The sequence below is a fragment of the Streptomyces tanashiensis genome, from assembly GCF_014648895.1.
Classification (GTDB): domain Bacteria; phylum Actinomycetota; class Actinomycetes; order Streptomycetales; family Streptomycetaceae; genus Streptomyces; species Streptomyces tanashiensis.
The window spans coordinates 515,449-538,706 of the sequence record NZ_BMRZ01000001.1 but is presented as its reverse complement, the minus strand read 5'-3'; the positions used below and the strand labels follow the sequence as shown (position 1 = coordinate 538,706).

The following is a 23,258-nucleotide window of genomic DNA, read 5'->3' as shown; positions in this document are numbered from 1 at the left end:
AGAGAGGGCACGACCTCGTGGCGGCATGGCGCAGCCATCGGAGGCGTACGGAGGAGGGTGCGCCGCCCGACGGGTCACTGGCCGCGGGCAGCCTGAAGGAAGCGAGCGCTGCTCGGTGTGATGCATCGGGCGGGGATCAGAAGGTCCGCAGGTCTCGACCGAACGGGATCAGGGGATCCGGCGAGCCGGGCGGCTCGAGCCAGTGTCGGTCGTGAAACGTGTGTCAGTCCTGCGCGGGGGCGAGTACGCGTGCCAGTGCGGGCTGCAGATCGCGTACGGCGCGGTTGCTCCGGAACCGGGAGAGTTCCCGCGAGAGACGCCGGATGTCGCTATTCACCGTCGCCGACGGAACGGCCGGCATCACGCCGAGCAGCTCTGCGGCGATCGTGCACGCGTGCTCGACCTCTCCGGAAGCGGCATGGGCCAGGGACCTGCGGAAGCCGTATCGGGCGCGGGTGCGCAGCGCGTGCGGCGGGAGGCGGAGGTACTCCCGGTCGAGTACCTCGGCGGAGGCCTTGGGACGGCCGAGGTCGTGCAGGCACCAGCCAGTCGACATCGCTGCCGGATCGCTCACATGGGAGGTGCCGATCACGGGCTCGGCACCGTTGCGGGCGTCGTCGCCGACGAGCAGTTCCCATGCCCTGTCGAGGCTGCGGAGGCAGTCGACTTCGTTGCCGACGAGTGCGTGTCCCTGGGCCTCCCGTTGGGCCGCGAGTCCCCGGATGCGCGGTGGGAGCTCGCTGCTCTGGGCGCGGCGGGCCAGGGCGATGGTGCCGGCGGCGTCCCCTGCGTACATCGTGACCAGGGCGCGTCGCACCAGTGCGTAGGAACCGAGGTACGGGTCGCCTCCGGCGCGCGCCAGTTCGGCGGCCTCGCCCGTCCAGCCGAGTGCCGCGTCGATGTCCCCGGCCTCCTGGGCCATCCAGCCGGTGAACTCCGCGAACCGAGAGGCGAGCAAGAGTGCGGGGGCCCGATGAGCGGACCGGGCGTCGGCGGCCAGCCCGGTGATCATGCGGGTCTGCGTCGCCAGCAGGGGCAGCAGGACCTTGGGTGCGGTGGACTGGCCGAGCTGCCGCAATTGGTCGAACTGCATGCGGAAGGAGGGCAGGAGGGGATCGTCGGTGGAGGACACCGCCTGACCGCCGAGTTTCAGGCCGAGGTCGATCAGCGCTCCTGTGGCCGCCGAGAGGACTTCCCGGCGCCCGACGAGCCAGCGGCTCGGACCCATGGGGGATTCGGCGGCGCCCGAGTCCGAGTCCGTCTCGGGGCGGGTGACCAGGCGCTGCAGCGCGCCGTTCGCGCCGAGGAAGGCGTCGCACCGCCGGGCCAGTTCGGGGGACGCGGAACGCTCCCCGCGCTCGACCTTGCTGAGGTGCCCCTTGTCGTAGTTGAGCGCCACGGAGAACTCGGTCAGAGTCAGTCCTGCTTCTAGTCGTAAACGACGAAGTTCCGGTCCAAAACGTAAAGTCGTGCTCATCGTCACCCTCCCCTTGAACAGTGACCGCGAGAGCCGTCCGCCCTCGCGGGGAGCCGTCATCCGACGATCACCGGTCGACATGAAACTCGACGGTGAACACTTACTGTGACGGTTCCGTCTCGCTTCGCGTTCGAGAGTGAGTCTGGCATGAGGCGCGCCTGGGGAATCGGGGTTCGGCGGTGTTGCCTGTTGCCTCTTTCGTTCCCCGTCGTTCCCCGTTCGTTCCTTGGGGCGACCGAGGTCGAGCGAGACTGGGACAAAGTGATTGAGAATGACAGGGTTGTGGGCGGGGGCGGCCGTTCACGAAGCCGCAGCGCTCGTCGATCCAGCGGCAGGTGCAGGTCGGTATGGCCGATCCAGGTCGGGGCGTTGCCCGCAGCGGTGGCTCGTAGGTGAGCAGCAAGCGGTGGGACGACGGGGGTGCGGGCGCCGAGTTCGGTCAGGCCCAGTGGATGCCTTCCGGCTCGCTCCAGTCCGGTGGCGTCGCCCGTTCCAGGCAGGCGCGATAGGCACGGCGCACGGGCTCGACCGCGCCGTCGATCTTCGGCTCGCCAGAGCCATCGCCGCCCATTCCCGGACGGTGGGGTTGTCGCTGTGCAGGAGGGCGATCAGAGCGGGGCCGCAGCGTGGGTCCGTCACCTCTTCGAAGACTTCGATGGCGGTCAGCTGCCCGAAGCCGCCGAGGGAGGGGAGCCCGTCGATGATGGCGGGGGTGGCGTCGGAGCCGATGCAGATCAGCTCCGCGCGGGCGTCGTAGGACTCGTCGGCCTTGCCGTCTAGCTGCTGGACGAGTGTCTCGATGTGGGAGGTCATGACGCGGAGTGGTCCCGGCGCCAGAAAGTGGGGAGCCACCAGCAGAGCACCGAGAGGTCCTCGGGCCAGGGGGCGCGGCCCTCGGCCGCCCAGTCCTCGAAGGAGTCCCGCGCCAGATCGATGGGGCGCCAGGCGGAGTCGAGTGGCTCGCCGGCTGCTGAGGGTCGCACGAAGCGTCGGCCGTGCTCGTCGCAGGCGCCGAAGTCCTGGTAGTTCCGCTGGGCCTTGATCAGGGAGACCTTGTTCGCGCCGCCGCTCATGGCCGGCCAGCGGAACTGGACCCCGTCGTCCTCCCAGAAGCAGACGGGGCAGATCTCGTACGAGCCGGGCATCGCGCTCAGCACGCGGTGTCCGCAGCACGGGCAGGGGTAGGAGTCGCTCACCTGCGCAGTTTCGTTGCAGGTCCCGCCCCTGTGCCATGGATTTCTCTGCCTCGGGACCCCCGGCCAGTCCGCAGCCAGTCCGCAGGACACCCGTATACGGCCGTCGGGAGCCAACGCATGCCAACGAGGAAATCCCAGGTCAGGGCCCTGTGCGAGGCTCCGTCGCAGGTCAGGATCAGCCCGCAGACATTCCGCTTCAACGTCTGACGTTCGAGAGTGATGAGCAGGGCCGGGCCTCGGGGTCCGGCCCTGTTCGTTCTGGGGTGCGGGATCACCCGGCGGGTGACTTGCTACTCCCACGTATCCTCGATTCCTCGGAATGGGGGAGAGGGATCGCGGAGGTATACAGGTGGAGTTCCGGCTGCTCGGCTCCGTTGCGCTGGTGACGGAGGACAGGGACGTAGCCTTGGGGCCCGCCAAGCGGTCCAGTCTGCTCGCCATGCTCCTGCTGCGGCCCAACAGTGCCGTGAACGTCGGCCAGTTGATCGACGCCCTGTGGGAGGAGGAGCCGCCCACGCACGCCAAGACCGTCCTCCAGGGGCACGTCTCACGGCTGCGGGCGCTGCTCGCCGAGCACGGGGCCGAGGCGTACGGGGTCGAGCTCGCCACGCAGGGTTCGGCGTACGTGCTGCGGATGCCGGAGTCGCTGGTGGACGCCCACCGCTTCGAGGAGCTCGTCGGGCTCGCCGGGGTGCAGCGCCGGCCCGCCGACGCGGTGCGGATGCTGCGGGAGGCGCTGTCGTACTGGCAGGGGCCCGCGCTCACCGGGACCGTGCACAGCAGGCCCCTGGAGGCCGCGGCCGGAGGCCTGGAGGAGATGCGCCTCGCGTCGGTGGAGGCGCTGGCGGAGGCGTACGGACAGCTCGGCGAGCACGGCAGGGCCGCCGCCGTCCTCCGTACCGAGGCCGTCGCCCACCCGCTGCGCGAGTCCCTGGCCGCCGCGCTGATGCTGGCGCTCGGCCGCTCCGGCCGCCAGTCGGACGCCATCGACTGGTACCACCGGACCCGGCGGCTGCTCGCCGAGGAGCTGGGCGTCGACCCGGGGGAGACCCTCAGCGAGGCGTACGCGACGCTGCTGCGTTCCGCCGAGCCCGTCTCCGTGCCCCGGCCCGCCGTCGAGGTCAAGGCCCCGGCGCCCGAGGGTCTGCCGCGGGCCCCGCGCGGATTCACCGGACGCGGCGCCGAACTCGCCGCGCTCGACCGCGCCGCCCGCGCCGGGGACGGCCCGGTCTGCCTCGTCACCGGGCCCGCCGGCGTGGGCAAGACCGCGTTCGCCGTCCACTGGGCCTACGAGCGGCGCGCCGACTTCCCCGACGGGCGGCTCTTCGCCGACCTGCGCGGCTTCAGCGACACCGCGGAGCCCGAGACCGCCGCCGTCCTGCGGGAGTTCCTGCTGGCCCTCGGTGTCCCGCCGCAGCGGATCCCGGAGACCGTCGACGCGCGCGGCGCGCTGTTCCGCTCCCTGACCGGCGGGCGCCGGCTGCTCGTCGTCCTCGACAACGCCCGCTCCTCCGAGCAGGTCCGGCCGCTGCTGCCCGGCGGCGCCCCCTGCACGACGCTCGTCACCAGCCGCGACCGGCTCGGCGGCCTGATCGCCTCCGACGCCGCCCGTCCCGTGCCGCTCGGGCACCTGCAGCCGGCCGCCTCGGCCGCCCTGCTCACCACCGTGCTGGGCGAGGACCGGGTCGCCGCCGAACCCGCCGCCGCCACCCGGCTCGCCCGGCTCTGCGACGGCCTGCCGCTCGCCCTCCGGGTCACGGCCGCCCGCCTGGCCGAGCGGCCGCAGTGGACGCTCGACGCCATGGTCGGCGAACTCGCCGACGAACAGAGCAGGCTGGCACTCCTCGACGTGGAGGACCGGGGCGTCTCCGCCGCGCTGCGCCTCACCGTGCAGCAGCTCCCGGAGTCCGCCGCCCGGATGTTCCGCGCGATCGGGCTGCACACCGGCTCCGACCTGGACCGGTTCGCGGCGGGCGCGCTCGCCGGCACGACACCGGGGCAGGCCTCCGCCGACCTGGACCGGCTCGCCGCCGCGCACCTGCTCACCGAGGCCGTCCCCGGCCGCTGGACGCCGCACGACCTGGTGCGCCTCTACGCCCGCCATGTCGCCGCGCAGGCCGACCCCGAGGGCCTGCCCCGGCTGCTCGACCACTACCTGTACACCGGCCTCGCGGCCGACGCCGCCGCGGAGCCCGGCTCGCAGCCCTGCTACTCGCTGCCCGCCGACGCCCGACGGCCCGCCGCGACGAGGGAGTTCGAGGACCGTACGGCGGCGCTCGACTGGTACGTGGCCGAGCGGCCCGCCCTGGAGGGAGCGGTCGCCGCCGCGGCCGCCCTCGGGTTGCACGACCGGGCCTGGCGGCTGGCGCTCGTGCAGTGGCCGCTGATGCTCATGCGGATCGGGGACGGCTGGACTCCGCTCCTGGAGGCCGGGCTCGCCTCGGCCGAGGCGATCGGCGACCTCGACGCCCAGTCACGCACCTGTGCCCTGCTCGGCTGGATCCTGCACGAGGAGGGCCGGGACGCCGAGGCGCTGGTCCACCTGGAGAAGGCGCCCGGTCTGGCGGCCCGCGCGGGCGACGCGATCAGCGAGGCGATCGCCTACGTCAACTACGCCGCCGTCCTGGACGCGACCGGGGAGCACGAGCGGGCCGGGCTGCTCATGCTGCACGCCGTCTCGCTCGCCGACCGCATCGGCCACCCGTCCACCCAGGTGCTGACCCTCCAGCACCTGGCGGGCCACTGTCTGAAGGCGGAGGAGTACGAGGCGGCGCTCGCGCACACCCTTCGCGCCGGGGAACTGGTCGCGCCCGACGCGGTGGTCATCCGGGCCTCGCTGCAGATCACCCTGGGCGAGGCGCTGGCCGGTATCGGCCGTCTCGAAGAGGCCGCCGACCAGCTGGAACGTGCGATCGTCGCGGCCGACGCGGCCGGTTTCACCGAGGGTTCGGCGCGGGCGGCGGCGCACCTCTCGCGGCTGACAGCGGATCGTTAGCGGTACGCAAGCGGGACGGCAGCGCCGAACGGGAAGCTGGATGCAGCACCGGGGAGAACAGGCCGGTGCCACGAGGCGCAGGCACCGAGCGTGCGCCCCGACCGACCGCGTCAACGGGGGAGAACCACCATGCGCAACCACCGCAAGCACACCGTCCTGGCCGCCGCCGCCATCGCCGCCCTCTCGCTGGGCCTGACCGCCTGCGGCGGCGGGGACGGCGCCTCGGGCGCCAAGGACGCGGGAAGCGCGAGCTCCGCGCAGACCTCGGCCGGCACGGGTGACAACGGCACGGCCGGCGGCGGTACGGCGGACCAGACGTCCGCGAAGAGCGGCTCGAGCTCCACGGGCGGTTCGACCTCCGGCGGCTCGGCCACGGGCGGCTCCACGGCCGGTGGTTCCACCGGCTCCACCGGCGGATCCAAGACCGGTTCCACCGGTTCCACCGGCTCCACCGGCCAGAACAGCTCCGCCAAGGCCCCGGCCTGTGCCTACGGTGACATCAAGGTGACGGCGGCGAAGGCGGACGAGGTCCCGACCGAGCACATCGTCCTCACCGCCACCAACACCTCCGGCCGCTCGTGCACCCTGCTGGAGTACCCGCTCATCGCCTTCGGCCCGATCCAGACCGCCAAGGACATCCCGGCCGTCGCGAAGAGCAAGCCGGCGAAGCTGGTCGTCCTGAAGGCCGGCGAGCCCGCCTACGCGAACGTCCGGGTCGCGCTCGGGGGCGCCCACGAGGACAACAAGGTCGTGAAGGAGTTCAACGTGAACCTCTTCGCCCCCCAGGGTCCGGCCGAGGGCAGCATCGTCGTGAAGGCCCCCGCCGGCGGCCTCGCCGTCGACGAGGCCGCCGCGAAGACGGGCTACTGGACGTACGAGCTCCGCAACGGCGCCGACGAGTTCTGATCCGCGCGAGGGCGTGAGCGCCCCCGGTGCGGTGTCAGGGACGGGTCCAGCCGTCCGCGAAGTCGCACCGGAGGTCGCTCCACCACCGCTGCCTCTCCGGGGTGAACCCGGGGTCGTCGCGCAGCCAGGGGAGGGCGCCGACCCAGGTGTCCCAGAGGCCGTCCGGGACGAGGAACCGCTCGGCGTACGAGCTTCCCAGGCCGGCGTCGAGCCGCAGCAGGGCGCCGAGGGCCTCGGGCTGGTCGTACCTGAGGTCGGTACGGGGCAGGTAGCGGTCCAGGTAGGCGGCGAGGAGCTCCGCGTCGGCGCGGGTGCCGAGCCGGGCGAGGGCGAAGCAGTAGGCCCCGCCCGCGTAGCAGACCTCGCTGGCCAGGAGCAGTTCGCCGAGCCGCTCACGGAACCGGGCCCGCCGGTCCACGCCGATCAGCCAGGCCGCCGTGTACCGTGACCGCCACTCGTAGGCGAGCAGGGCGTCCAGTTCCTCGTCCGTGACGGCCGCCGCGTCCTCGACGATCCCGCGGACGAAGCCGCGGGGCGGCGGCTGGTCGGGGTTCAGGTACCGGCCTCCGAGCAGCTCCATGTAGCGCGGCCGGCCGTGGCGCTTCGTGCTCACGTACCGCTCCACGACATGGCCGTACCCGCTGTCCCGGGGGTCCCGCAGGGCGACCCGGCCGGTGGCGCCCGCCACGTGGGCCTCGATCCCGGTCACCTCTCGGCTGCTGCTCATGGGCGCAGTCTGCCGGGGAACGTCCCGGCGCGACCAGGTGTTTTCGTAGCCCCCGAACGCTCGTCAGGCCACCGCCCCGTCCGGGGGCGGTCCGGCCCGGGCCTCACGGCGCCAGGCCGGTCTTCACCCCCGCGCCGCAGAGCGGCACCACGGTGAGCCCGGGGCGGGGCGGGGTCGCGCCGACCGCCGCCCAGCAGGCCACGCCGGTCGACTCGACGAAGAGGCCGCGACCGGCCAGATCCCTTTGTGCGGCGCGGATCTGGTCCTCCGTCACCGTCAGGAACGTGCCGCCGGTCGCGCGGACCGCCCGCAGGATCTGGCGGGCGCGGGGCGGGGCCGGGATCGCGATGCCCTCGGCGAGGGTGGGGCGCGCGGCGGCCGGGCCCGTGAGGTCCTCCGCGCCCGCGTGGAAGGCCTCGGCCAGGGGGGACACGGCCTCCGCCTGGACGGCGACGAGCGCGGGCCGGGTGTCGACCAGGCCGTGGCCGTACAGCTCCTCGACGGCGAGGGCGGCGCCGAGGAGCAGGGTGCCGTTGCCGACGGGGACGACGATCGTGTCCGGGAGGCGTCCGCCGAGCTCCTCCCACAGCTCGTAGACGTAGGTCTTGGTGCCGTGCAGGAAGTACGGGTTGTACACGTGCGAGGCGTAGAAGACGCCCGGTTCGTCGGCGGCCTCGCGGGCCGCCCGGGCCGTCGCCTCGCGGTCGCCGGGCACCTCGACGATGCGGGCCCCGTGCGCCCGGATCTGCTCCAGCTTCTTCGGGGACGTGCCCTCGGGGACGTACACGACGCAGTCGAGCCCGGCCCGCGCGCCGTACGCGGCGATCGCCGTGCCGGCGTTGCCGCTGCTGTCGGCGAGGACCGTGCGGGGTCGCAGGCGGCGGGCGTGCGCGGCGAGCATCACGGCGCCGCGGTCCTTGAAGGACAGGGTCGGCATGAGGAAGTCGAGTTTGGCCGAGACCGAGTCGGTGAGGCGGACGAGCGGGGTGCGGCCCTCGCCGAGGCTCACCTCGGGCCCGTGCGGGACCGGAGGCAGTGCCTCCGCGTAACGCCACAATGAATTCACACGTGAGGCGAGTGACGGGAGGGAGACCGGCGCACCGGCGAACGCGAGGTCCCAGGGGCCGCGGCACTTCGGGCAACACCAGGTGAGGGCGTCGACGGGGGACTGGATGCGGCATTCGGGGCACTCGTAGACGGTCATGAGGGGCAGCATGTCAGCTGTGTGGCACGGGTGTTGCGCACGTGTGCGAGCCCTTGTGGGATTCCTATGGATCAGTCAATCTTTCGCTCGGCAGCCGGACGTGCGAGACGGCGCGGGCCTCCCGTGACGTATTGACATGTCCATGTCGCAATCGTGTCGTGTTCCTGCCTTACCCCCACGAGGAGGACCCCCACATGTCAGTGATGCGTGCACCGCGTCGCCGTACGGCCACCGCCGCGGCCATCGCCGTCGCCGCCCTCGCCCTCGGCTCCCTCACCGCCCTCCCGGCGGCCGCCGCACCGGCAGCCCCCGAAGGCGTCATCGAGAACGCCGGGGCCGAGGGCACCGTCCCGGGCAGCTACATCGTCACCCTCGACGAGTCCGCCCAGGCGGAGACCGCCGCGGGCCGAGCCGTCGCCGCCCGGTTCGGCGCGAAGATCAAGCGGACGTTCACCTCGGCGATCAACGGCTACTCCGTCGAGGTCTCCGAGGCGCAGGCGCGCAGGCTCGCGGCCGACCCGGCGGTCAGGTCCGTCGTCCAGAACCGCGTCTTCCACGTCGACGGCACCCAGCCCTCGCCGCCCTCCTGGGGCCTGGACCGGATCGACCAGAAGGCCCTTCCGCTGAACCAGAGCTACACCTACCCGGACACCGCGGGCCAGGGCGTCACGGCGTACATCATCGACACCGGCGTCCGCATCACCCACAGCGACTTCGGCGGCCGCGCCTCCTACGGCTACGACGCCATCGACAACGACAACACCGCCCAGGACGGCCACGGCCACGGCACCCACGTCGCCGGCACCGTCGCGGGCAACTCGTACGGCGTCGCCAAGAAGGCGAAGATCGTCGGCGTCCGCGTGCTCGACGACTCCGGCTCCGGCACGACCGAGCAGGTCGTCGCGGGGATCGACTGGGTGACGCAGAACGCCGTCAAGCCGGCCGTCGCCAACATGAGCCTCGGCGGCGGCGTCGACAGCGTCCTCGACCAGGCCGTCCGCAACTCGATCGCCTCCGGCGTGACCTACGCGGTCGCCGCGGGCAACGAGACCGACAACGCCGCCAACCACTCACCCGCGCGCGTGGCCGAGGCCATCACGGTCGGCGCCACCACGTCGAGCGACGCCAGGGCCAGCTACTCCAACTACGGCAGCGGCCTCGACCTCTTCGGACCGGGCTCCTCCATCACCTCGTCCTGGAACACCAGCGACTCCGCCACCAACACCATCTCCGGTACGTCGATGGCGACCCCGCACGTCGCCGGCGCCGCGGCGCTCTACCTGGCGGCCAACCCGACGGCGACCCCGGCGCAGGTCTCCACGGCCCTCGTGAACGCCGCCACGCCGAACGTCGTCACCAGCCCCGGCAGCGGCTCCCCGAACAGGCTGCTGTACGTCGGCGGCGGCACCACCACGCCGCCCACCGGCCCGAAGTTCGAGAACACCGCGGACTACGCGATCAACGACAACGCGACCGTCGAGTCCCCCGTCACCGTCAGCGGCGTCACGGGCAACGCGCCCGCCGCCCTCCAGGTGCCGGTGAACATCGTCCACACCTACATCGGTGACCTCCAGGTCCAGCTGATCGCCCCCGACGGCTCGGCGTACACGCTGAAGGCCTTCGGCACCGGCGGCAGCACGGACAACATCAACACCACGTACACCGTGAACGCCTCCTCGGAGGTCGCCAACGGCACGTGGAAGCTGCGCGTCACGGACAACGCGAACGTCGACACCGGGAAGATCGACTCCTGGGCCCTGCAGTTCTGATCCACGGCTGAAACAGGGGGGCGGTCGCCTGCGGGCGGCCGCCCCCTCCGTACGATGCGCGACCGAGCGTTTGTTCGCATCGCCCGCCGCGCAACAGGAGCACGCACCCGTGGAGCCGAGCCAGCCGAGCCAGCCGACCCCGCCGCCCGCAGGCGGCCCGCCGCAGCCCGGGGGATGGCCCGCCCCGGGCCCGTACACCTCCCCGGGGATGCCCTACACGCCGTACGGACAGCCGGGCATGCCCGGAGCCGTCCCGTACGGGCAGCCGCCGCGCCGCTCCACCAACGGCCTCGCCATCGGCTCCCTCGTCTCCGGCATCGTGTGCTGCCTCCCGCCCCTCGGCCTGATCCTCGGCCTCGTCGCCCTGCCGCAGATCAGGAAGAATGAGCAGGCGGGCAAGGGGCTCGCGATCGCCGGGATCACGCTCTCCGCCCTCAGCTGCCTGCTGCTCGTCGTCGGCCTCGCGACCGGCGGCATCGGCTCGGCGTGGAACGGCTTCCAGGAGGGCGTGGACGAGGCCTCCCGCTCCACGTCGCCGTTCTCGCTGCGCACCGGACAGTGCTTCACCGACGAGAGCGGGCTGGAGGAGTACACGACGGACGTCACCATCGTCGACTGCGCCCGCCCGCACGACGGGGAGGTCACCGGCGGCTTCAAGGTGACCGGCTTCGACAAGTGGCCCGGCGAGGACACCGTCGACGACCTCGCCCAGAAGCGCTGCGAGACGATCAACACGGCCTACGCGATGGACACCTGGGCGATCCCGAAGGACGTCTGGATCTACTACTACCTGCCCAGCGGCAAGAGCTGGCGGCTCGGCGACCGGACGGTGACCTGCGCGTTCGCCGCCGAGAAGAAGCCCTTCTCGGGTTCGGTGCGCTCCGACAAGTCCACCCTGACCCTCGACCAGAGCTTCTTCCTGACGGCCGTGAACCCGATCGAGACGGTCACCTACCGGGAGCCGGAGGACGACCCGGACGAGGACTTCGCCGCCAACAAGGCATGGGCCGGGGAGCTTCTGGAGGCGATCGACGCCGCGCACGCGGGGCTGGGGCAGCACTCCTGGCCCGGCGAATCCACGGCCCCGGTCGCCGCGCTCCGCAAGGAGCTCTCCACGGCCTCCGCGCGCTGGCGCGAGCTGGCCGCGGCGGCCGACGCGGACGCCTACTGGGAGGCGTACGACGGGGCCTGGGACGCCCTTCCCGAGGATCTCGGCGCGGACGCCCGGCGCGCGCTCGGCCTGACGGGCACGCCGCCGGCGGGCGAGGGCACCCAGGCCTGAGCAGGCCGGACCGTACGGGAACGGGGCCGGGTCTCCCTCGTCGGGAGGCCCGGCCCCGTCGTGTGCGGACCGGAGACGGCGGCCCGCGACGACGGCCCGTGACCGACCGCCGTCGCGGAACGCCGTGAGCGGCGGGGGCGCCGGTCCGCGGCTCTCGGGCCCGACCCTCGGAGGGGCCGGGGAAGGGGTGTCAGTGCCGGGTGAGGCCCCGGTCGATGGCGGTGATCAGCTCGCCGTCCGCGGTGTCCCCGTCGAGCGACCAGACCATCGCGCCGCCGAGCCCGTGCTGCCGGACGTAGGAGGCCTTGGCGCGCAGGACGGTCGGGTCGTCGTACGTCCACAGGGTCGTGCCGTCGAAGAGCCAGGCGTGACCGTTCCGCTGTCCCCGGTAGAGCTTGTACGTCCCCGAATCCGCGAGCTTCTTCAGGAACTTGTAGTCCTCGGAGCCCGCCGTCCAGGTCGCCGGGGCGGGGCCGGCCGCCGGCTGACCGAGCCCGTCGCCGCCGCCGGTCACGCCGGTCCAGCCCTGGCCGTAGAAGGGCATGCCGACCACGAGCTTGTGGGCCGGGGCACCGCGCCGCAGCCAGGCCCTGACGGTCTGGTCGACGCTGAAGTCGTCCTTCGCGAAGAGCGCGGACTGCTGGGCGGTGGTCTTCTCGCCGGAGACGTGGAAGTCGTAGCCCTGGAGGTTCACGAAGTCGAAGTCCCGCATGATCTTCGCGACTTCGAAGCCCGCGTCGATCTTGGCCGGCGCGGTGGGCACGTACGCGCTGAGGTCGTAGTGCCTGCGCTGCGGCAGCGAGCGCCCGTAGGCGTCGAGCTGCGTGCGGAACTCCCGTACGAGCTTGGTGAAGTTGGGCTTGTCCTCGGGACGGATCACGTTCCCGGGGGCGCCGTCCGAGCCCGGCCACTCCCAGTCCAGGTCCACGCCGTCGAAGAGTCCCGCGGCGGCCCCGGCGCCGCCGCGGACGCCGTCGACGGGCAGGTTGCCCTTGATGTACGTGTCGATGCAGGAGGCGACGAGGGCCTTGCGGCCCGCGGCGGTGCGCACCGCGTCCGAGAAGTGCGCGGAGCCGCTCCAGCCGCCCAGCGAGATCATGACCTTGAGGCCGGGGTTCTCCGCCTTGAGCTCGCGCAGTTCGTTGAAGTTGCCGGCCAGCCGCTGATCGGCCGTGTCACCGACGCCGTCCACGGAGTTCGCGGCGTCGACGGGGCGGACGTAGTCGGCCCAGGGGTCGGAGCCGGGGGCGTTGCCCATGAGGCACTTGCCGTCCGGACCGACCACGCCGAAGGCGTAGTTGATGTGGCTCAGCTTGGCGGCGGTGCCGCTCGTCTCCAGATCCTTGACCTGGAAGTTCCGGCCGTAGATGCCCCATTGGGTGAAGTAGCCGATCCGCTTGAGCGCGGGCGTGTGCGCGGATGCCTGCGGGGGCCGCTGGTGCGCGTCCGCGGAGGGGGCCAGGGTGGCGAGGAGGCCGAGGGCGGCCGCGGCGGCGGTGCCGAGGGTCAGCTTGGTCAGGGCTCTGGGGCGCATGGGCTCGTTCCTGTGCGAGGCGGGATGGAGCGTGCGGGCAGGAACCTATTGGTCTGGACCAATAGGGGTCAAGGGGTTCGACGGCATCTCGCCGAGGTGGCCGCGGGTAGCCGCGAGTGTCATCACTTCGAGTGAAACTTTGGCCCATGCTTGCGGATCGCGACCGTCGGTTGCCAGGCTGTAGCTGTAAGTCAACCTGAGGGGAGTGTCCAGTGACGTTCGGTGAGCAGCCCGCCTATCTGCGCGTGGCGAGCGATCTGCGGGAGAAGATCGCCAACGGCTCGCTTCCGCCGCATACCCGCCTCCCCTCGCAGGCACGCATCCGCGAGGAGTACGGGGTGTCGGACACCGTCGCGCTGGAGGCCCGCAAGGTACTCATGGCCGAGGGGCTCGTGGAGGGGCGCTCGGGTTCGGGGACCTATGTGCGCGAGCGCCCCGTGCCGCGGCGGATCGCCCGCTCCGGCAATCGCCCCGTGTCCGGCGCCAGCCCCTTCCGCCAGGAGCAGGCGGCCGAAGGGGCCCGAGGCACCTGGGAGTCGCGCAGCGAGCAGGAGCCGGCGAGCGTCGAGGTGGCCGAGCGCCTCGGCATCGAGCCGGGGGAGCGGGTGATGCGCACGCGGTACGTGTACCGGGACGGGGGCGAGCCCATGATGGTCTCCACCTCCTGGGAGCCCCTCGCCGTCACCGGCCGGACCCCGGTCATGCTGCCCGAGGAGGGGCCCCTGGGCGGCTGCGGCGTCGTCGAGCGCATGGCGGCCATCGACGTCGTCGTGGACAACGTCGTGGAGGAGGTGGGGGCCCGGCCCGGCCTCGCCGAGGAACTCCTGGCCCTCGGCGGCGTGCCCGGGCACGTGGTCATGGTCGTGGAGCGGACGTACTACGCCTCGGGCCGCGCCGTCGAGACCGCCGACGTCGTCGTCCCGGCCGACCGCTACCGCATCGCGTACCACCTGCCGGTGCGGTGACGCCGGGGCGGCGGGAGGGGTGAGGGGGAGTCGGGGGTACTGGCGCGGGGCGGCGGCGCGGGGGCGGGGCGCGGTGACGCGTGCTCGGGGCGCGGGCTCGGGATGGAGCCTCGGGAACGGTGTGGCGGGGGCGGCGCCCTGGGGTGCCGTTCGCGGTGGCGCCGACCGTGACCGTTCAGCGGGGTCCGGTGTCCGGGGGGTGTGACCGGGAGTTAACGGGGCGTCAGTTCGCGTAACCGCCCGGCAATCGCGTGCCGTCGGCCTCCGTCACGCACGGCTCCTACCTTCCTCGTCCGTACCCGCGACCCGGTCGGACGACAGGAACCCTCATGACGGACACGGTCACCACCCCCACCCCGGAGCCGGAGGCGGCCGCCCCGCCGCCCGCCGGACCCCGCCGCAGCTACGCCAGGCTGGCCGCGGACGAGAGCCGCGAGGACTACTCCCTGCGGTACGCCCCGCACTCCTTCCGGCGCTGGTCGCCCGGGACCGTCGCCGGCACCGCGCTCGGCGGCATCGCCTACCTCGCCGACTTCGCGATCGGCGCCTCGATCGTCTTCACCTACGGCTTCGGCAGCGGACTCGCCTCGATCCTCACCGCCGCCACGCTCATCTTCCTCACGGGCATCCCCATCGCCCGGGCGTGCGCGAAGTACGGCCTGGACATGGACCTCATCACGCGCGGCGCGGGCTTCGGCTACTTCGGCTCCACGCTCACCTCGCTCATCTACGCCTCCTTCACCTTCATCTTCTTCGCCCTCGAAGGCTCGATCATGGCCCAGGCCATGCACCAGGCCGTCGGGCTGCCGGTGGAGATCGGCTATCTCGTCACGACCCTGATCGTCATCCCGATCGTCTTCCGCGGCATGGGCGCCCTGGCCAAGGTGCAGGCCTGGACGCAGCCGATCTGGCTCATCGGCCTGGTGCTGCCCTTCGCCGTGCTCGCCTTCGAGGCCCCCGACGCCTGGGGCGCCTTCGCCTCCTTCGGCGGCACGGAGGGCGCCGGCGCGGGCTTCTCGTGGATCGGCTTCGGTCTCGGCACGGGCGTCGCGCTCTCCCTGATCGCCCAGATCGGCGAGCAGGCCGACTACCTGCGCTTCATGCCCGCCAAGACCGAGACCAACAGGCGCCGGTGGAACCTCGCCGTGCTGGCCGCCGGGCCCGGCTGGGTCGTGATCGGCGCGGCCAAGCAGCTCGGCGGCGCCTTCCTCGCCTTCGTCGCCCTGGAGGCCGTCGGCAAGACCCACGCCCTGGAGCCGATCGCCCCGCAGATCGAGGCGCTCAAGCCCTGGCTCGGCTCCTTCGCGCTGCCCGCCGCCGCGCTCTTCGTGATCGTCTCCCAGATCAAGATCAACGTCACCAACGCCTACAGCGGCTCGCTGTCCTGGTCGAACTTCTTCTCCCGCGTCACCCACCGGCACCCCGGGCGCGTCTGGTACATCTTCCTCAACCTCGCCATCGCGCTGACGCTGATGGAGATGAACATGTTCGCCGCCCTCAACAAGCTGCTCGGGTTCTACTCCAACGTCGGCATCGCGTGGATCGCGGCCGTCGCCGCCGACCTCGTCATCAACAAGCGGGCCGGCTGGAGCCCCCCGTACATCGAGTTCAAGCGCGCCTACCTGTACGCCGTGAACCCGGCCGGCTTCGGCGCCATGGTCATCGCCTCCGTCGTCTCGATCCTCGCCTTCTTCGGTCTCTTCGGTACGTACGCCGAGGCGTTCTCCACCTTCATCGCCGCCGGCCTCGCCGTCGTGCTCTGCCCGCTCATCGCCTGGGCGACCAAGGGGCGCTACTACCTGGCCCGCCCCAACACGGTGAACGGCCCCGGCGCCGAGGTCGCCGACGAGCGGGCGACCCACACCTGCGCGGAGTGCGAGACGGCCTACGAGCTGCCGGACATCGCCGACTGCCCCGTGCGGTCCGGCCCGGTCTGCTCCCTCTGCTGCTCGCTCGACGCCGACTGCGGGGACGTCTGCCGCAAGGATCCCGAAGGCGCCGGCGGCCCCGTCCTCATGCCCGTGCCGATCGTTCCCGCGGCGGCGCCCGTGGTGTGACCTTCGGCCTCCCTCCGTCGGTTCCCGGCCGATCCGTGCCTCTTTGTGAAAACCCGTATCCGCTGTGTGAAGGTCAGGCGTAAGCTCCGGCATATGCGGATTGCGGTTTCCCGGAGATCCTTGGCGGTGCCCGGACCGGCGGAGGGAGAAGCCTGATGACCGACAGCGGCCCTGTTCTTCCCTGGCTCGTCATACGGCAGGACGACAACGGCAACCGCTACCGGGTGGGGCGGTACGCGACCAAGGACGAAGCCCAGAAGATCGCGGACAGCCTCGACGACCGCGGCCACAAGCAGCTCTACTGGGTCGAACGCATCGGCACCCCCGCCCTCTGACCCCGGCGGGCACCGACCGGGTCGGGCTACCCTCGCGCCCATGACGGAACGCACCACCGACCCCACGCCCCACGAGCCCCGGCGCGACGCCGGCCCCGGCCAGGGAGCCGGCGTCGTGGTCGTCGCGGGCGCCCTGTACGACCGGGGGCGGCTGCTCGCGGCGCGCCGCAGCGCCCCCGTCGAGCTCGCCGGCCGCTGGGAACTGCCCGGCGGCAAGCTCGAACCGGGCGAGAGCCCGGAAGAGGCCCTGGTCCGCGAGCTCCGGGAGGAGCTCGGTGTCGAGGTCGAGCCGGGCGAGCGCATCCCCGGCGAGTGGCCCCTGAAGCCCGGATACGTCCTGCGGGTGTGGACCGCCCGGCTGCTCTCCGGCGAACCGCGTCCCCTGGAGGACCACGACGAGCTCCGCTGGCTCTCCCGGCACGAGCTGGACTCGGTCGACTGGCTCGACCAGGACCGCCCCGCCGTCGCCGAGGCCGCGCTGAGGCTGCCGCCGGCCCCCGTCGACGGAGCGCGCGGCTGACTTCCTACGCCGTTCGTGCCACCGTGCGCCCGCTGACGCCCCCGACGGGATATCCCGCACCATATAGCGGGTATGTCCAGAATGTCCCCTTGGGAGGGGGCGTGAACCTTCCTGCTGACGCACGGCTGGGGAAGTGATCGGGTGTGATCGACACCGACGGCGACCGCGCGGAGTGGCACTTCCCGGCGGAGGCGAACGCCGTGCGCACGGCCCGCCACGCGGTGCGTGCGACCCTGCGCGCCTGGGAGCTCGACACGGCCCTCGGCGATGTGACCGTCCTGCTGGTCAGCGAGCTGGTGACCAACTCCCTGCGGTACGCCTCCGGCCCCATCGGGGTCCGGCTCGTCCGCCCCCGCTCCGACGGCGCCGACCCCGCGCATCCGCCGGCGCTCCTGGTGGAGGTCTCCGATCCGCTTCCGGATCCACCGACCGAGCGGGCCCCGGGACCCGAGGACGAGGGGGGTCGCGGCCTGGGTCTCGTGGCCTGTTCCGCACGCCGCTGGGGAACCCGTAGAGGAAGGACGGGCAAAACCGTATGGTTCGAGCTGGCTCTCCCTGGTGAGTAAACAGGGTGGGACAACGATCACCGGTACTCGGCGAGGGACGAACGAGACCACCCTGTGATCGTGAACGTCGTGCCGTCGGGGCCTGCCGTATTGAATACTGCGGGCATGGCCGGTCCGGTGCGGTGAGCTGGAGGGGACGGTCGCGTGAGCGAGATACCTGAGACGGCGAGCGGCGGCGTCGTGTGGCAGAGCAGCCCGCCCGGCTCCATCTATGACTACATCCGGGTGGCGTCCTTCTCGATCGGGCCCGACGGCCTCGTCGAGCAGTGGAGCCGAAGGGCCGTGGACCTCTTCGGGGTCACCGCCGAGGAGGCCAGGGGCAAGGACCCCGTCGAGGCCTTCATGCCCGCCGACCTGCGCGAGCGCGGCCACCGGCGGGTCAAGGAGATCCTCGACGGCAAGGAGTGGACGGGCCTCGTCCCGTTCCGCATGCCCGGCGAGGACCGGCCCCGCGGCATCGCCGAGATGTACGTCATGCCGAGCGAGACCCAGACCGGGGAACGGGCCGCGCTGTGCATCGTCGTGGACGTGCGCGCCCTCCGCCGGATCGAGACCGACCTCGCCGCCTCCCAGGCGATATTCGGCCAATCCCCCTTCGGCTTCCTTCTCTTCGGCACCGACCTCACCGTGAAGCGGGCCAACCGGCGCTTCGCCACCGTCTTCGGCGGCGAGGCCGACGACCACCGGGGCCGGACCGTCCACGACTACCTCAACCGCGCCGAGGCCGACCGGATGACCACCGCGCTCCGGCGGGTCCTGGAGACCGGCGAGTCCGTCACCGACTTCCAGATCGTCGGCGCCGCCCCCGGCGCCAGGGACCGCCGCCACTGGTCCATCAACCTCTACCGCGTGCACAGCGGCTCCGGCCGCCCGATCGGAGTCGCCGGGCTCGGCATCGACGTCACGCGCCGTCACAACGCGGCCAGGGAAGCCGCCAGCGCCCGCCGCAACCTCGCCCTGCTCAACGAGGCCGGCGCCCGCATCGGCAACTCCCTCGACCTGGAGGCCACCGCCCGCGAGCTCCTCGACGTCGCCGTACCCGGCTTCTGCGACCTCGCCTCCGTCGACCTCTACCAGGGCCTCCTCACCGGCGACGAGGCACCGCCCGGCCGGTGGGGGAACTCCCACGACGTCGGCTACGGGGCGGGCAGCGCCGAACTCCGCAGGGTCGCCTTCGCCAGCGCCGTCTCCGACACCCCCCTCAGAACCGACGAGGGGCACGGCGCGGGCAGCGGCTGTTGCGGACCCGTACCCATCGAGGTCGGGGCCGTCCACCGCTACCCCTTCAACTCGCCCTGCGCCGGAGCCCTGCGCACCGGCCGCATCCGGACGGTCCCGGGCTCCGAGGGAGACCTCGTCCAGTCCACCCTGGTCGTCCCGATGGTCGCCCACGACACCGTCGTCGGCCTCGTCCAGTTCTCCCGCACCAAGGGCAGCGAGACCTTCGGGGAGCGCGACCGGGCCCTCGCCGTCGAACTCGCCGCCCGCGCCGCCGTCTGCATCGACAACGCGCGCCTCTACCGCCGCGAGCACGAGCGGGCCCTGATCCTCCAGCGCAGCCTGCTCCCGCCCGGCGACCCCGAGGCCGCCGGACTCGACATCGCCTGCCGCTACCTCCCCGGCACCGCCGCCACCGAGGTCGGCGGCGACTGGTTCGACGTCATCGAACTCCCCGGCCACCGCACCGCCCTCGTCATCGGCGACGTCATGGGCCGCGGCCTGCGCGCCGCCGTCGCCATGGGCGAACTCCGCACCGCGGTCCGCACCCTCGCCCAGCTCGACCTGGAGCCCGCCGAGGTCCTCTCCCACCTCGACGAGATCGCCCGCGGCCTGGGCGCCCCCATCGGCGCGCAGCAGTCCCGCACCCACAAGAACCGCGGCCCCGAACTCTCCGAGGTCTACCTCGCCACCTGCGTCTACGCCGTCTACGACCCGGTCACCCGCCGCTGCACCTTCGCCAACGCCGGGCACCTTCCGCCGGTGCTCGTCGAACCCGGCGAGGAGGCCCTGCTCCTCGACGTACCCCCCGGGATGCCCCTCGGCGTCGGCGGGGAACCCTTCGAGGAGGTCGAGGTCGAGCTGCCCGAGGGCGCTCTCCTCGCCCTCTACACCGACGGGCTCGTCGAGTCGCGGGACCACCCCCTGGACGAGGGCCTCCAGGCCTTCCGGCGTGCCCTCACCGATCCGGCCCGTCCCCTGGAGGACGTCTGCGACCGGGTCCTCACCAGCCTGAACACCGGTCACGGCGAGGACGACATCGCCCTCCTCATGGCCAGGATCCAGGGGCTCCCCAGCGAGGCGGTCGGCGACTGGCGGCTGCCCAGGGAACCCCGCTCGGTCGGCCGGGCCCGCGAACTCGCCCGCGCCCAGCTCGCCGCCTGGGACCTCGAACCGCTCGTCGACACCGTCGAACTCCTCGTCAGCGAGCTCGTCACCAACGCCCTGCGCTACGGCGAGGGGGAGATCCGGCTGCGCCTGCTGCGCGACCGCACCCTCGTCTGCGAGGTCTGGGACGCCGGCCTGGTCCAGCCGCGGCGCCGGCGGGCCCGGGACACCGACGAGGGCGGCCGCGGCCTCCAGCTCGTCGGGCTGCTCTCCTCCTCCTGGGGCTCGCGCCGCACCCCGCGCGGCAAGACCGTCTGGTTCGAACTGGCCCTGCCGGACGGCGAAGGAGCGGCGGAGCCCACGGTGGAGCAGCTCCTCAGCATGTTCTGAGAGGGGCTCCCACACAGACGCGAGGAAGCGACGGATCAGCCCTTGAGCGCGGCCAGCCGGGCCTCGATCTCGGCGCTGTCGCCGAGCGCGTCCAGCTGCTCGAACTGGGCGTCCAGGGAGGAGGCGGCGAGCTCCTGCTTGCCCAGCGCCTTCGCCTCCTCCCGGCGCACCTTGTCCTCGAAGCGGCTCAGCTCGCTCGTCGGATCGAGCACGTCGATGCTCTTCACGGCGTCCATCATCCGGTTCTGCGCCTGGGCCGACTTCGCGCGGGCGACCAGCTCGTCGCGCTTGGCCTTCAGCTCGCCCAGCTTCGCCTTCATCTGGTCCAGGCCCGTCCTGAGCTTGCCGACCACCTCGGTCTGCGCGGCGATCGTCGGCTCCGCCGTCCGCGCCTCCTTCTCCGACTGCAGCTGGCGGCCCAGCGCCACCTTCGCCAGGTTGTCGAAGCGGTCCGCCTCCGCCGTCTGCCCGCCGCTCCGCAGCTCGTCCGCCTTCCGGCTCGCGGCGAGCGCCTTGCCGCCCCACTCCTTCGCCGCGTCGACATCCTCCTGGTGGTCCTGCTCCATCAGCCGGAGGTTGCCGATGGTCGCCGCCACCGCCTCCTCCGCCTCCGCGATGTTGTTCGAGTAGTCGCGGATGAGCTGGTCCAGCATCTTCTGCGGATCCTCCGCCTGGTCGATGAGGGCGTTGATGTTCGCCTTCGCCAGCTGGGTGACCCGGCCGAGGACGGTCTGCTTGCTGCTCATGGCTCTTCTCCTTGAGAGGGACAGAAGGGAGAGGACGGCCGTCCTCAGAAACGGCCTCCGCCGCCCAGCCGGCCGCGCGTGCCGCTGCCGCCGAAGCTGCCGGGCCCGCCGCCGAGACCTCCGCCCCCGAAACCCCCGCCACCCTGACCTCCACCGAACCCCCCATGTCCGCCTCCCCGTCCACCGCCGAACAGTCCGCCGAGGATGATGCCGCCGAGCACCGCACCGCCGAGCCCGCCGCCACCGCTTCCTCCCACCCCTGTTACACCGCCCAGGCCGTTCGGGTTCCCATACGTCCGGACGTCCTGCTCGGCGAGGTCCTGCGCCCGCCGGGCCAGCGCGTCCGCCTGCTGGGCCTCCGCCAACGCCGCCTGGGGGTCGTCGGCGGCCGCGAGCGACCGCGCCTTCTCCCAGCGGCGCTGGGCCTCGGCAAGGCGCGTACGGGCCTCGCTGCCCACCGCGCCCCGGTGCGTGGTGACGTAGTCGGCGGCCGCCCCGATCGCCGAACGGGCCGTCAGCATCACCTGATCGAGGAGCGCGCGGGCGCGCCGCGTGCCCGACTCGCGCTCCCGTGCGCCCTCCAGCGCCTCGTCGAGCGCCGCGTCGGCCTCCTCGACCCGGCGCAGCGCGTCGATCGGGTCGTACCGCCCGGCGTCCACGCCCCGCCGCACCTCGGCGATCACCGATTCGGCGCGCGCGATCCGGCCCTGCAGATCGGCCGTGGACACCCCCTCCGCGGTCCCCTTCAGCAAGCCGCCGGCCTCCGCCAGGTCCGCGTCCGTCTCCCCGAGCGCCCCCGGCAGCTTCCCCTCGGCCTCGGCCAGCTCCTGCGCCCGCCGGTCGACCGCCTCGATCAGCCGGGCCGCCTGGTCCACGGCGCCCTCGGCGGCCCGTATGTGCACGGCCGCCCCGCCGTTGTCACCGGCGTCGATCTGCTGCCGGGCCTGGTTGACGTGGGTCGTCGCGAACACGAGCCGGTCCTTCGCCTGCTCGACGTCGCCGGCGACGGGCGCCACCGCCGTCTCCGCGTACCGCTCGCGCATCGCGGCCAGTGACGCCTCGGCCGTCCCGATCCGGCCGGTCTGCTCGCGGAAGGCCGCCTCCACCGTGCCCAGCGCCTCGGGAGCCGTGCGCTCCAGGGCCCGGAGGCGGTCGAAGTCCTCCGTCTCGGCGTCGAGACGGGCGTTCGCCTCGGCGCAGCGCCGGAGGATCTCGTCCAGCATGGCCCGGCGGGTCGAGTCGTCCTCGGGGAAGGAGTCGTCGAGCTTCTGCCGCAGCCGGAACGAGGCCGTCAGCTGCTCCTGGGCGAAGTCGACCGCCCCGGTGAACGGGCGTACCGCCTCCTCGCCGAACTGGGCCGACGCGAATCCGAGTTCCTCCTGGCTGGTGCGGACGGCGTCGTCGGTGGCGACCAGCGTCCGGCGGGCCTCCCCGTCGAGTTCCTCCAGGGACGGCGGAGCGGTCTCCTTCGGAGGGCCCCAGCCCCGGCCGCCCCCCGGTGTCGTACGGGTCTCGGCGCGCCGCCGCCGTTTGGTGTACGCGTAGGCCGCCACGGCCCCCGCGCCGCCGACGAGGACCAGGGGCAGCACGAGGTCGGTCGCCGAGGTGCCGTCGTCGGGCGCGGCACCGGGGTCGGCCGGCCCGGGGGTGAGCGTCGGGGTGGGGACGGGCCGGCCGGCGAGGACGGCGTCGTAGCCGTTCGCCGCGCCGATGGCGGCGCCGGCCCAGTCGTTCTGCCGCAGGGCGGGTTCGATCGCGGTCCGCGCGACCTCGTCGAGCTGGGCCTGGGTGAGGCGGGAGTCGGGGTCGGCCGAGTAGCCGTACTGCCGGTCGTGGGTCGCGACGGCGAGCAGGACGTCGTCGAGGCGGAGCGCGTTGCGCTCCGCGGTGGCGTCGGCCCAGCTCTGGCCTGAGCGCCCGGAGAAGTCCCGCACGTAGACGACGAAGAGCTGGACGCGCCGGTCGTCGTAGAGCCGGTCGAGGGCCTGGACCACGGAGGCGCGGCGGTCGCCGAGGGCGTCCACCCGGTCGGTGATCTGGCCGTCCCGGGACAGGACGACGGGGTCGTCGGCGTGGGCGCCGTGCACGGCGGGCACGAGGAGCCACCACGCCGCCACCAGCATCGCGAGAAGGGCTCGGGTGGCTATTCGCGTCACAGAGGTGAGGCTATGTCCGGGTATGCCGTCCCGCGACCGGGCCGACACCACGGACTCGTCGCGTCCCGAAACCGTTTCCCCCGCCAGGACGTCACTGTCAGTAGCCGC

At 72.8% G+C, this 23,258-nt stretch carries 18 protein-coding genes; 10 read left to right on the top strand and 8 right to left on the bottom strand.

Annotated features, from left to right (window positions below):
* Positions 1-223: 223 nt before the first annotated feature.
* From IE237_RS02370 to IE237_RS02360, 3 genes are all read right to left on the bottom strand, one after another.
* Positions 224-1,477, bottom strand: coding sequence for a helix-turn-helix domain-containing protein (locus tag IE237_RS02370; RefSeq protein ID WP_189800090.1), 1,254 nt, complete (start codon positions 1,475-1,477; stop codon positions 224-226).
* Positions 1,478-1,916: 439 nt separating this feature from the next.
* Positions 1,917-2,048, bottom strand: a complete 132-nt coding sequence (locus IE237_RS41270) for a hypothetical protein (protein WP_268253667.1) — start codon at positions 2,046-2,048, stop codon at positions 1,917-1,919.
* A 238-nt stretch (positions 2,049-2,286) separates the two neighbouring features.
* Positions 2,287-2,673, bottom strand: coding sequence for a CPCC family cysteine-rich protein (locus IE237_RS02360; RefSeq protein ID WP_189800089.1), 387 nt, complete (start codon positions 2,671-2,673; stop codon positions 2,287-2,289).
* A 349-nt stretch (positions 2,674-3,022) separates the two neighbouring features.
* Between IE237_RS02360 and IE237_RS02355 the strand changes: the two genes are divergently transcribed.
* Entirely contained in the window at positions 3,023-5,668 is a 2,646-nt protein-coding gene (locus IE237_RS02355) for an AfsR/SARP family transcriptional regulator (protein ID WP_189800088.1), read from the top strand.
* 129 nt (positions 5,669-5,797) lie between these two features.
* On the top strand, positions 5,798-6,574 hold the full coding sequence (locus tag IE237_RS02350; RefSeq protein WP_189800087.1) for a DUF4232 domain-containing protein: 777 nt from the start codon (positions 5,798-5,800) through the stop codon (positions 6,572-6,574).
* A gap of 34 nt (positions 6,575-6,608) precedes the next feature.
* Here IE237_RS02350 and IE237_RS02345 read toward each other — a convergent pair whose 3' ends face one another.
* A complete protein-coding gene (locus tag IE237_RS02345; protein WP_189800086.1) occupies positions 6,609-7,301 on the bottom strand; it encodes a DUF6000 family protein in 693 nt (230 codons plus the stop codon).
* A 103-nt stretch (positions 7,302-7,404) separates the two neighbouring features.
* Positions 7,405-8,517, bottom strand: a complete 1,113-nt coding sequence (locus tag IE237_RS02340) for a threonine synthase (RefSeq protein WP_189800085.1) — start codon at positions 8,515-8,517, stop codon at positions 7,405-7,407.
* A 182-nt stretch (positions 8,518-8,699) separates the two neighbouring features.
* On the opposite strand from IE237_RS02340, the gene IE237_RS02335 reads away from it, so the two are divergent.
* Together IE237_RS02335 and IE237_RS02330 are read left to right on the top strand one after the other, a co-directional pair.
* Positions 8,700-10,274 (top strand): S8 family peptidase, encoded by a 1,575-nt coding sequence (locus IE237_RS02335; protein WP_189800084.1) that lies wholly within the window; start codon positions 8,700-8,702, stop codon positions 10,272-10,274.
* Positions 10,275-10,383: 109 nt separating this feature from the next.
* A complete protein-coding gene (locus tag IE237_RS02330; RefSeq protein WP_189800083.1) occupies positions 10,384-11,556 on the top strand; it encodes a DUF4190 domain-containing protein in 1,173 nt (390 codons plus the stop codon).
* A 190-nt stretch (positions 11,557-11,746) separates the two neighbouring features.
* Here IE237_RS02330 and IE237_RS02325 read toward each other — a convergent pair whose 3' ends face one another.
* Entirely contained in the window at positions 11,747-13,090 is a 1,344-nt protein-coding gene (locus IE237_RS02325) for a glycoside hydrolase family 18 protein (protein ID WP_189800082.1), read from the bottom strand.
* A 212-nt stretch (positions 13,091-13,302) separates the two neighbouring features.
* Between IE237_RS02325 and IE237_RS02320 the strand changes: the two genes are divergently transcribed.
* The 6 genes from IE237_RS02320 (at position 13,303) to IE237_RS02295 (ending at position 20,248) form a co-directional block, all read left to right on the top strand.
* A complete protein-coding gene (locus IE237_RS02320) occupies positions 13,303-14,055 on the top strand; it encodes a GntR family transcriptional regulator (RefSeq protein ID WP_189800081.1) in 753 nt (250 codons plus the stop codon).
* A gap of 329 nt (positions 14,056-14,384) precedes the next feature.
* The gene (locus IE237_RS02315) at positions 14,385-16,112 is read left to right on the top strand and encodes a purine-cytosine permease family protein (RefSeq protein ID WP_189800080.1); all 1,728 of its coding nucleotides are present in this window, start codon (positions 14,385-14,387) and stop codon (positions 16,110-16,112) included.
* A gap of 155 nt (positions 16,113-16,267) precedes the next feature.
* Positions 16,268-16,447 (top strand): SPOR domain-containing protein, encoded by a 180-nt coding sequence (locus IE237_RS02310; protein WP_189800079.1) that lies wholly within the window; start codon positions 16,268-16,270, stop codon positions 16,445-16,447.
* A 40-nt stretch (positions 16,448-16,487) separates the two neighbouring features.
* Positions 16,488-16,967, top strand: a complete 480-nt coding sequence (locus IE237_RS02305; protein WP_229842193.1) for a (deoxy)nucleoside triphosphate pyrophosphohydrolase — start codon at positions 16,488-16,490, stop codon at positions 16,965-16,967.
* Positions 16,968-17,110: 143 nt separating this feature from the next.
* Entirely contained in the window at positions 17,111-17,533 is a 423-nt protein-coding gene (locus tag IE237_RS02300; protein ID WP_189800078.1) for an ATP-binding protein, read from the top strand.
* A gap of 144 nt (positions 17,534-17,677) precedes the next feature.
* Entirely contained in the window at positions 17,678-20,248 is a 2,571-nt protein-coding gene (locus IE237_RS02295) for a SpoIIE family protein phosphatase (protein ID WP_189800077.1), read from the top strand.
* Between the two features lie 35 nt (positions 20,249-20,283).
* Here IE237_RS02295 and IE237_RS02290 read toward each other — a convergent pair whose 3' ends face one another.
* Both IE237_RS02290 and IE237_RS02285 read right to left on the bottom strand, forming a co-directional pair.
* Entirely contained in the window at positions 20,284-20,994 is a 711-nt protein-coding gene (locus tag IE237_RS02290; protein ID WP_189800076.1) for a PspA/IM30 family protein, read from the bottom strand.
* Positions 20,995-21,038: 44 nt separating this feature from the next.
* On the bottom strand, positions 21,039-23,117 hold the full coding sequence (locus IE237_RS02285) for a TPM domain-containing protein (RefSeq protein WP_189800657.1): 2,079 nt from the start codon (positions 23,115-23,117) through the stop codon (positions 21,039-21,041).
* Positions 23,118-23,258 lie beyond the last annotated feature (141 nt).

Coding starts and splice junctions, on each gene's coding strand:
- IE237_RS02335 (WP_189800084.1), top strand. CDS start 8,700: ATGTCAGTGATGCGTGCACCGCGTCGCCGTACGGCCACCGCCGCGGCC.
- IE237_RS02305 (WP_229842193.1), top strand. CDS start 16,488: ATGACGGAACGCACCACCGACCCCACGCCCCACGAGCCCCGGCGCGAC.
- IE237_RS02325 (WP_189800082.1), bottom strand. CDS start 13,090: ATGCGCCCCAGAGCCCTGACCAAGCTGACCCTCGGCACCGCCGCCGCG.
- IE237_RS41270 (WP_268253667.1), bottom strand. CDS start 2,048: ATGGGCGGCGATGGCTCTGGCGAGCCGAAGATCGACGGCGCGGTCGAG.
- IE237_RS02350 (WP_189800087.1), top strand. CDS start 5,798: ATGCGCAACCACCGCAAGCACACCGTCCTGGCCGCCGCCGCCATCGCC.
- IE237_RS02345 (WP_189800086.1), bottom strand. CDS start 7,301: ATGAGCAGCAGCCGAGAGGTGACCGGGATCGAGGCCCACGTGGCGGGC.
- IE237_RS02315 (WP_189800080.1), top strand. CDS start 14,385: ATGACGGACACGGTCACCACCCCCACCCCGGAGCCGGAGGCGGCCGCC.
- IE237_RS02370 (WP_189800090.1), bottom strand. CDS start 1,477: ATGAGCACGACTTTACGTTTTGGACCGGAACTTCGTCGTTTACGACTA.
- IE237_RS02310 (WP_189800079.1), top strand. CDS start 16,268: ATGACCGACAGCGGCCCTGTTCTTCCCTGGCTCGTCATACGGCAGGAC.
- IE237_RS02285 (WP_189800657.1), bottom strand. CDS start 23,117: ATGCTGGTGGCGGCGTGGTGGCTCCTCGTGCCCGCCGTGCACGGCGCC.
- IE237_RS02340 (WP_189800085.1), bottom strand. CDS start 8,517: ATGCTGCCCCTCATGACCGTCTACGAGTGCCCCGAATGCCGCATCCAG.
- IE237_RS02290 (WP_189800076.1), bottom strand. CDS start 20,994: ATGAGCAGCAAGCAGACCGTCCTCGGCCGGGTCACCCAGCTGGCGAAG.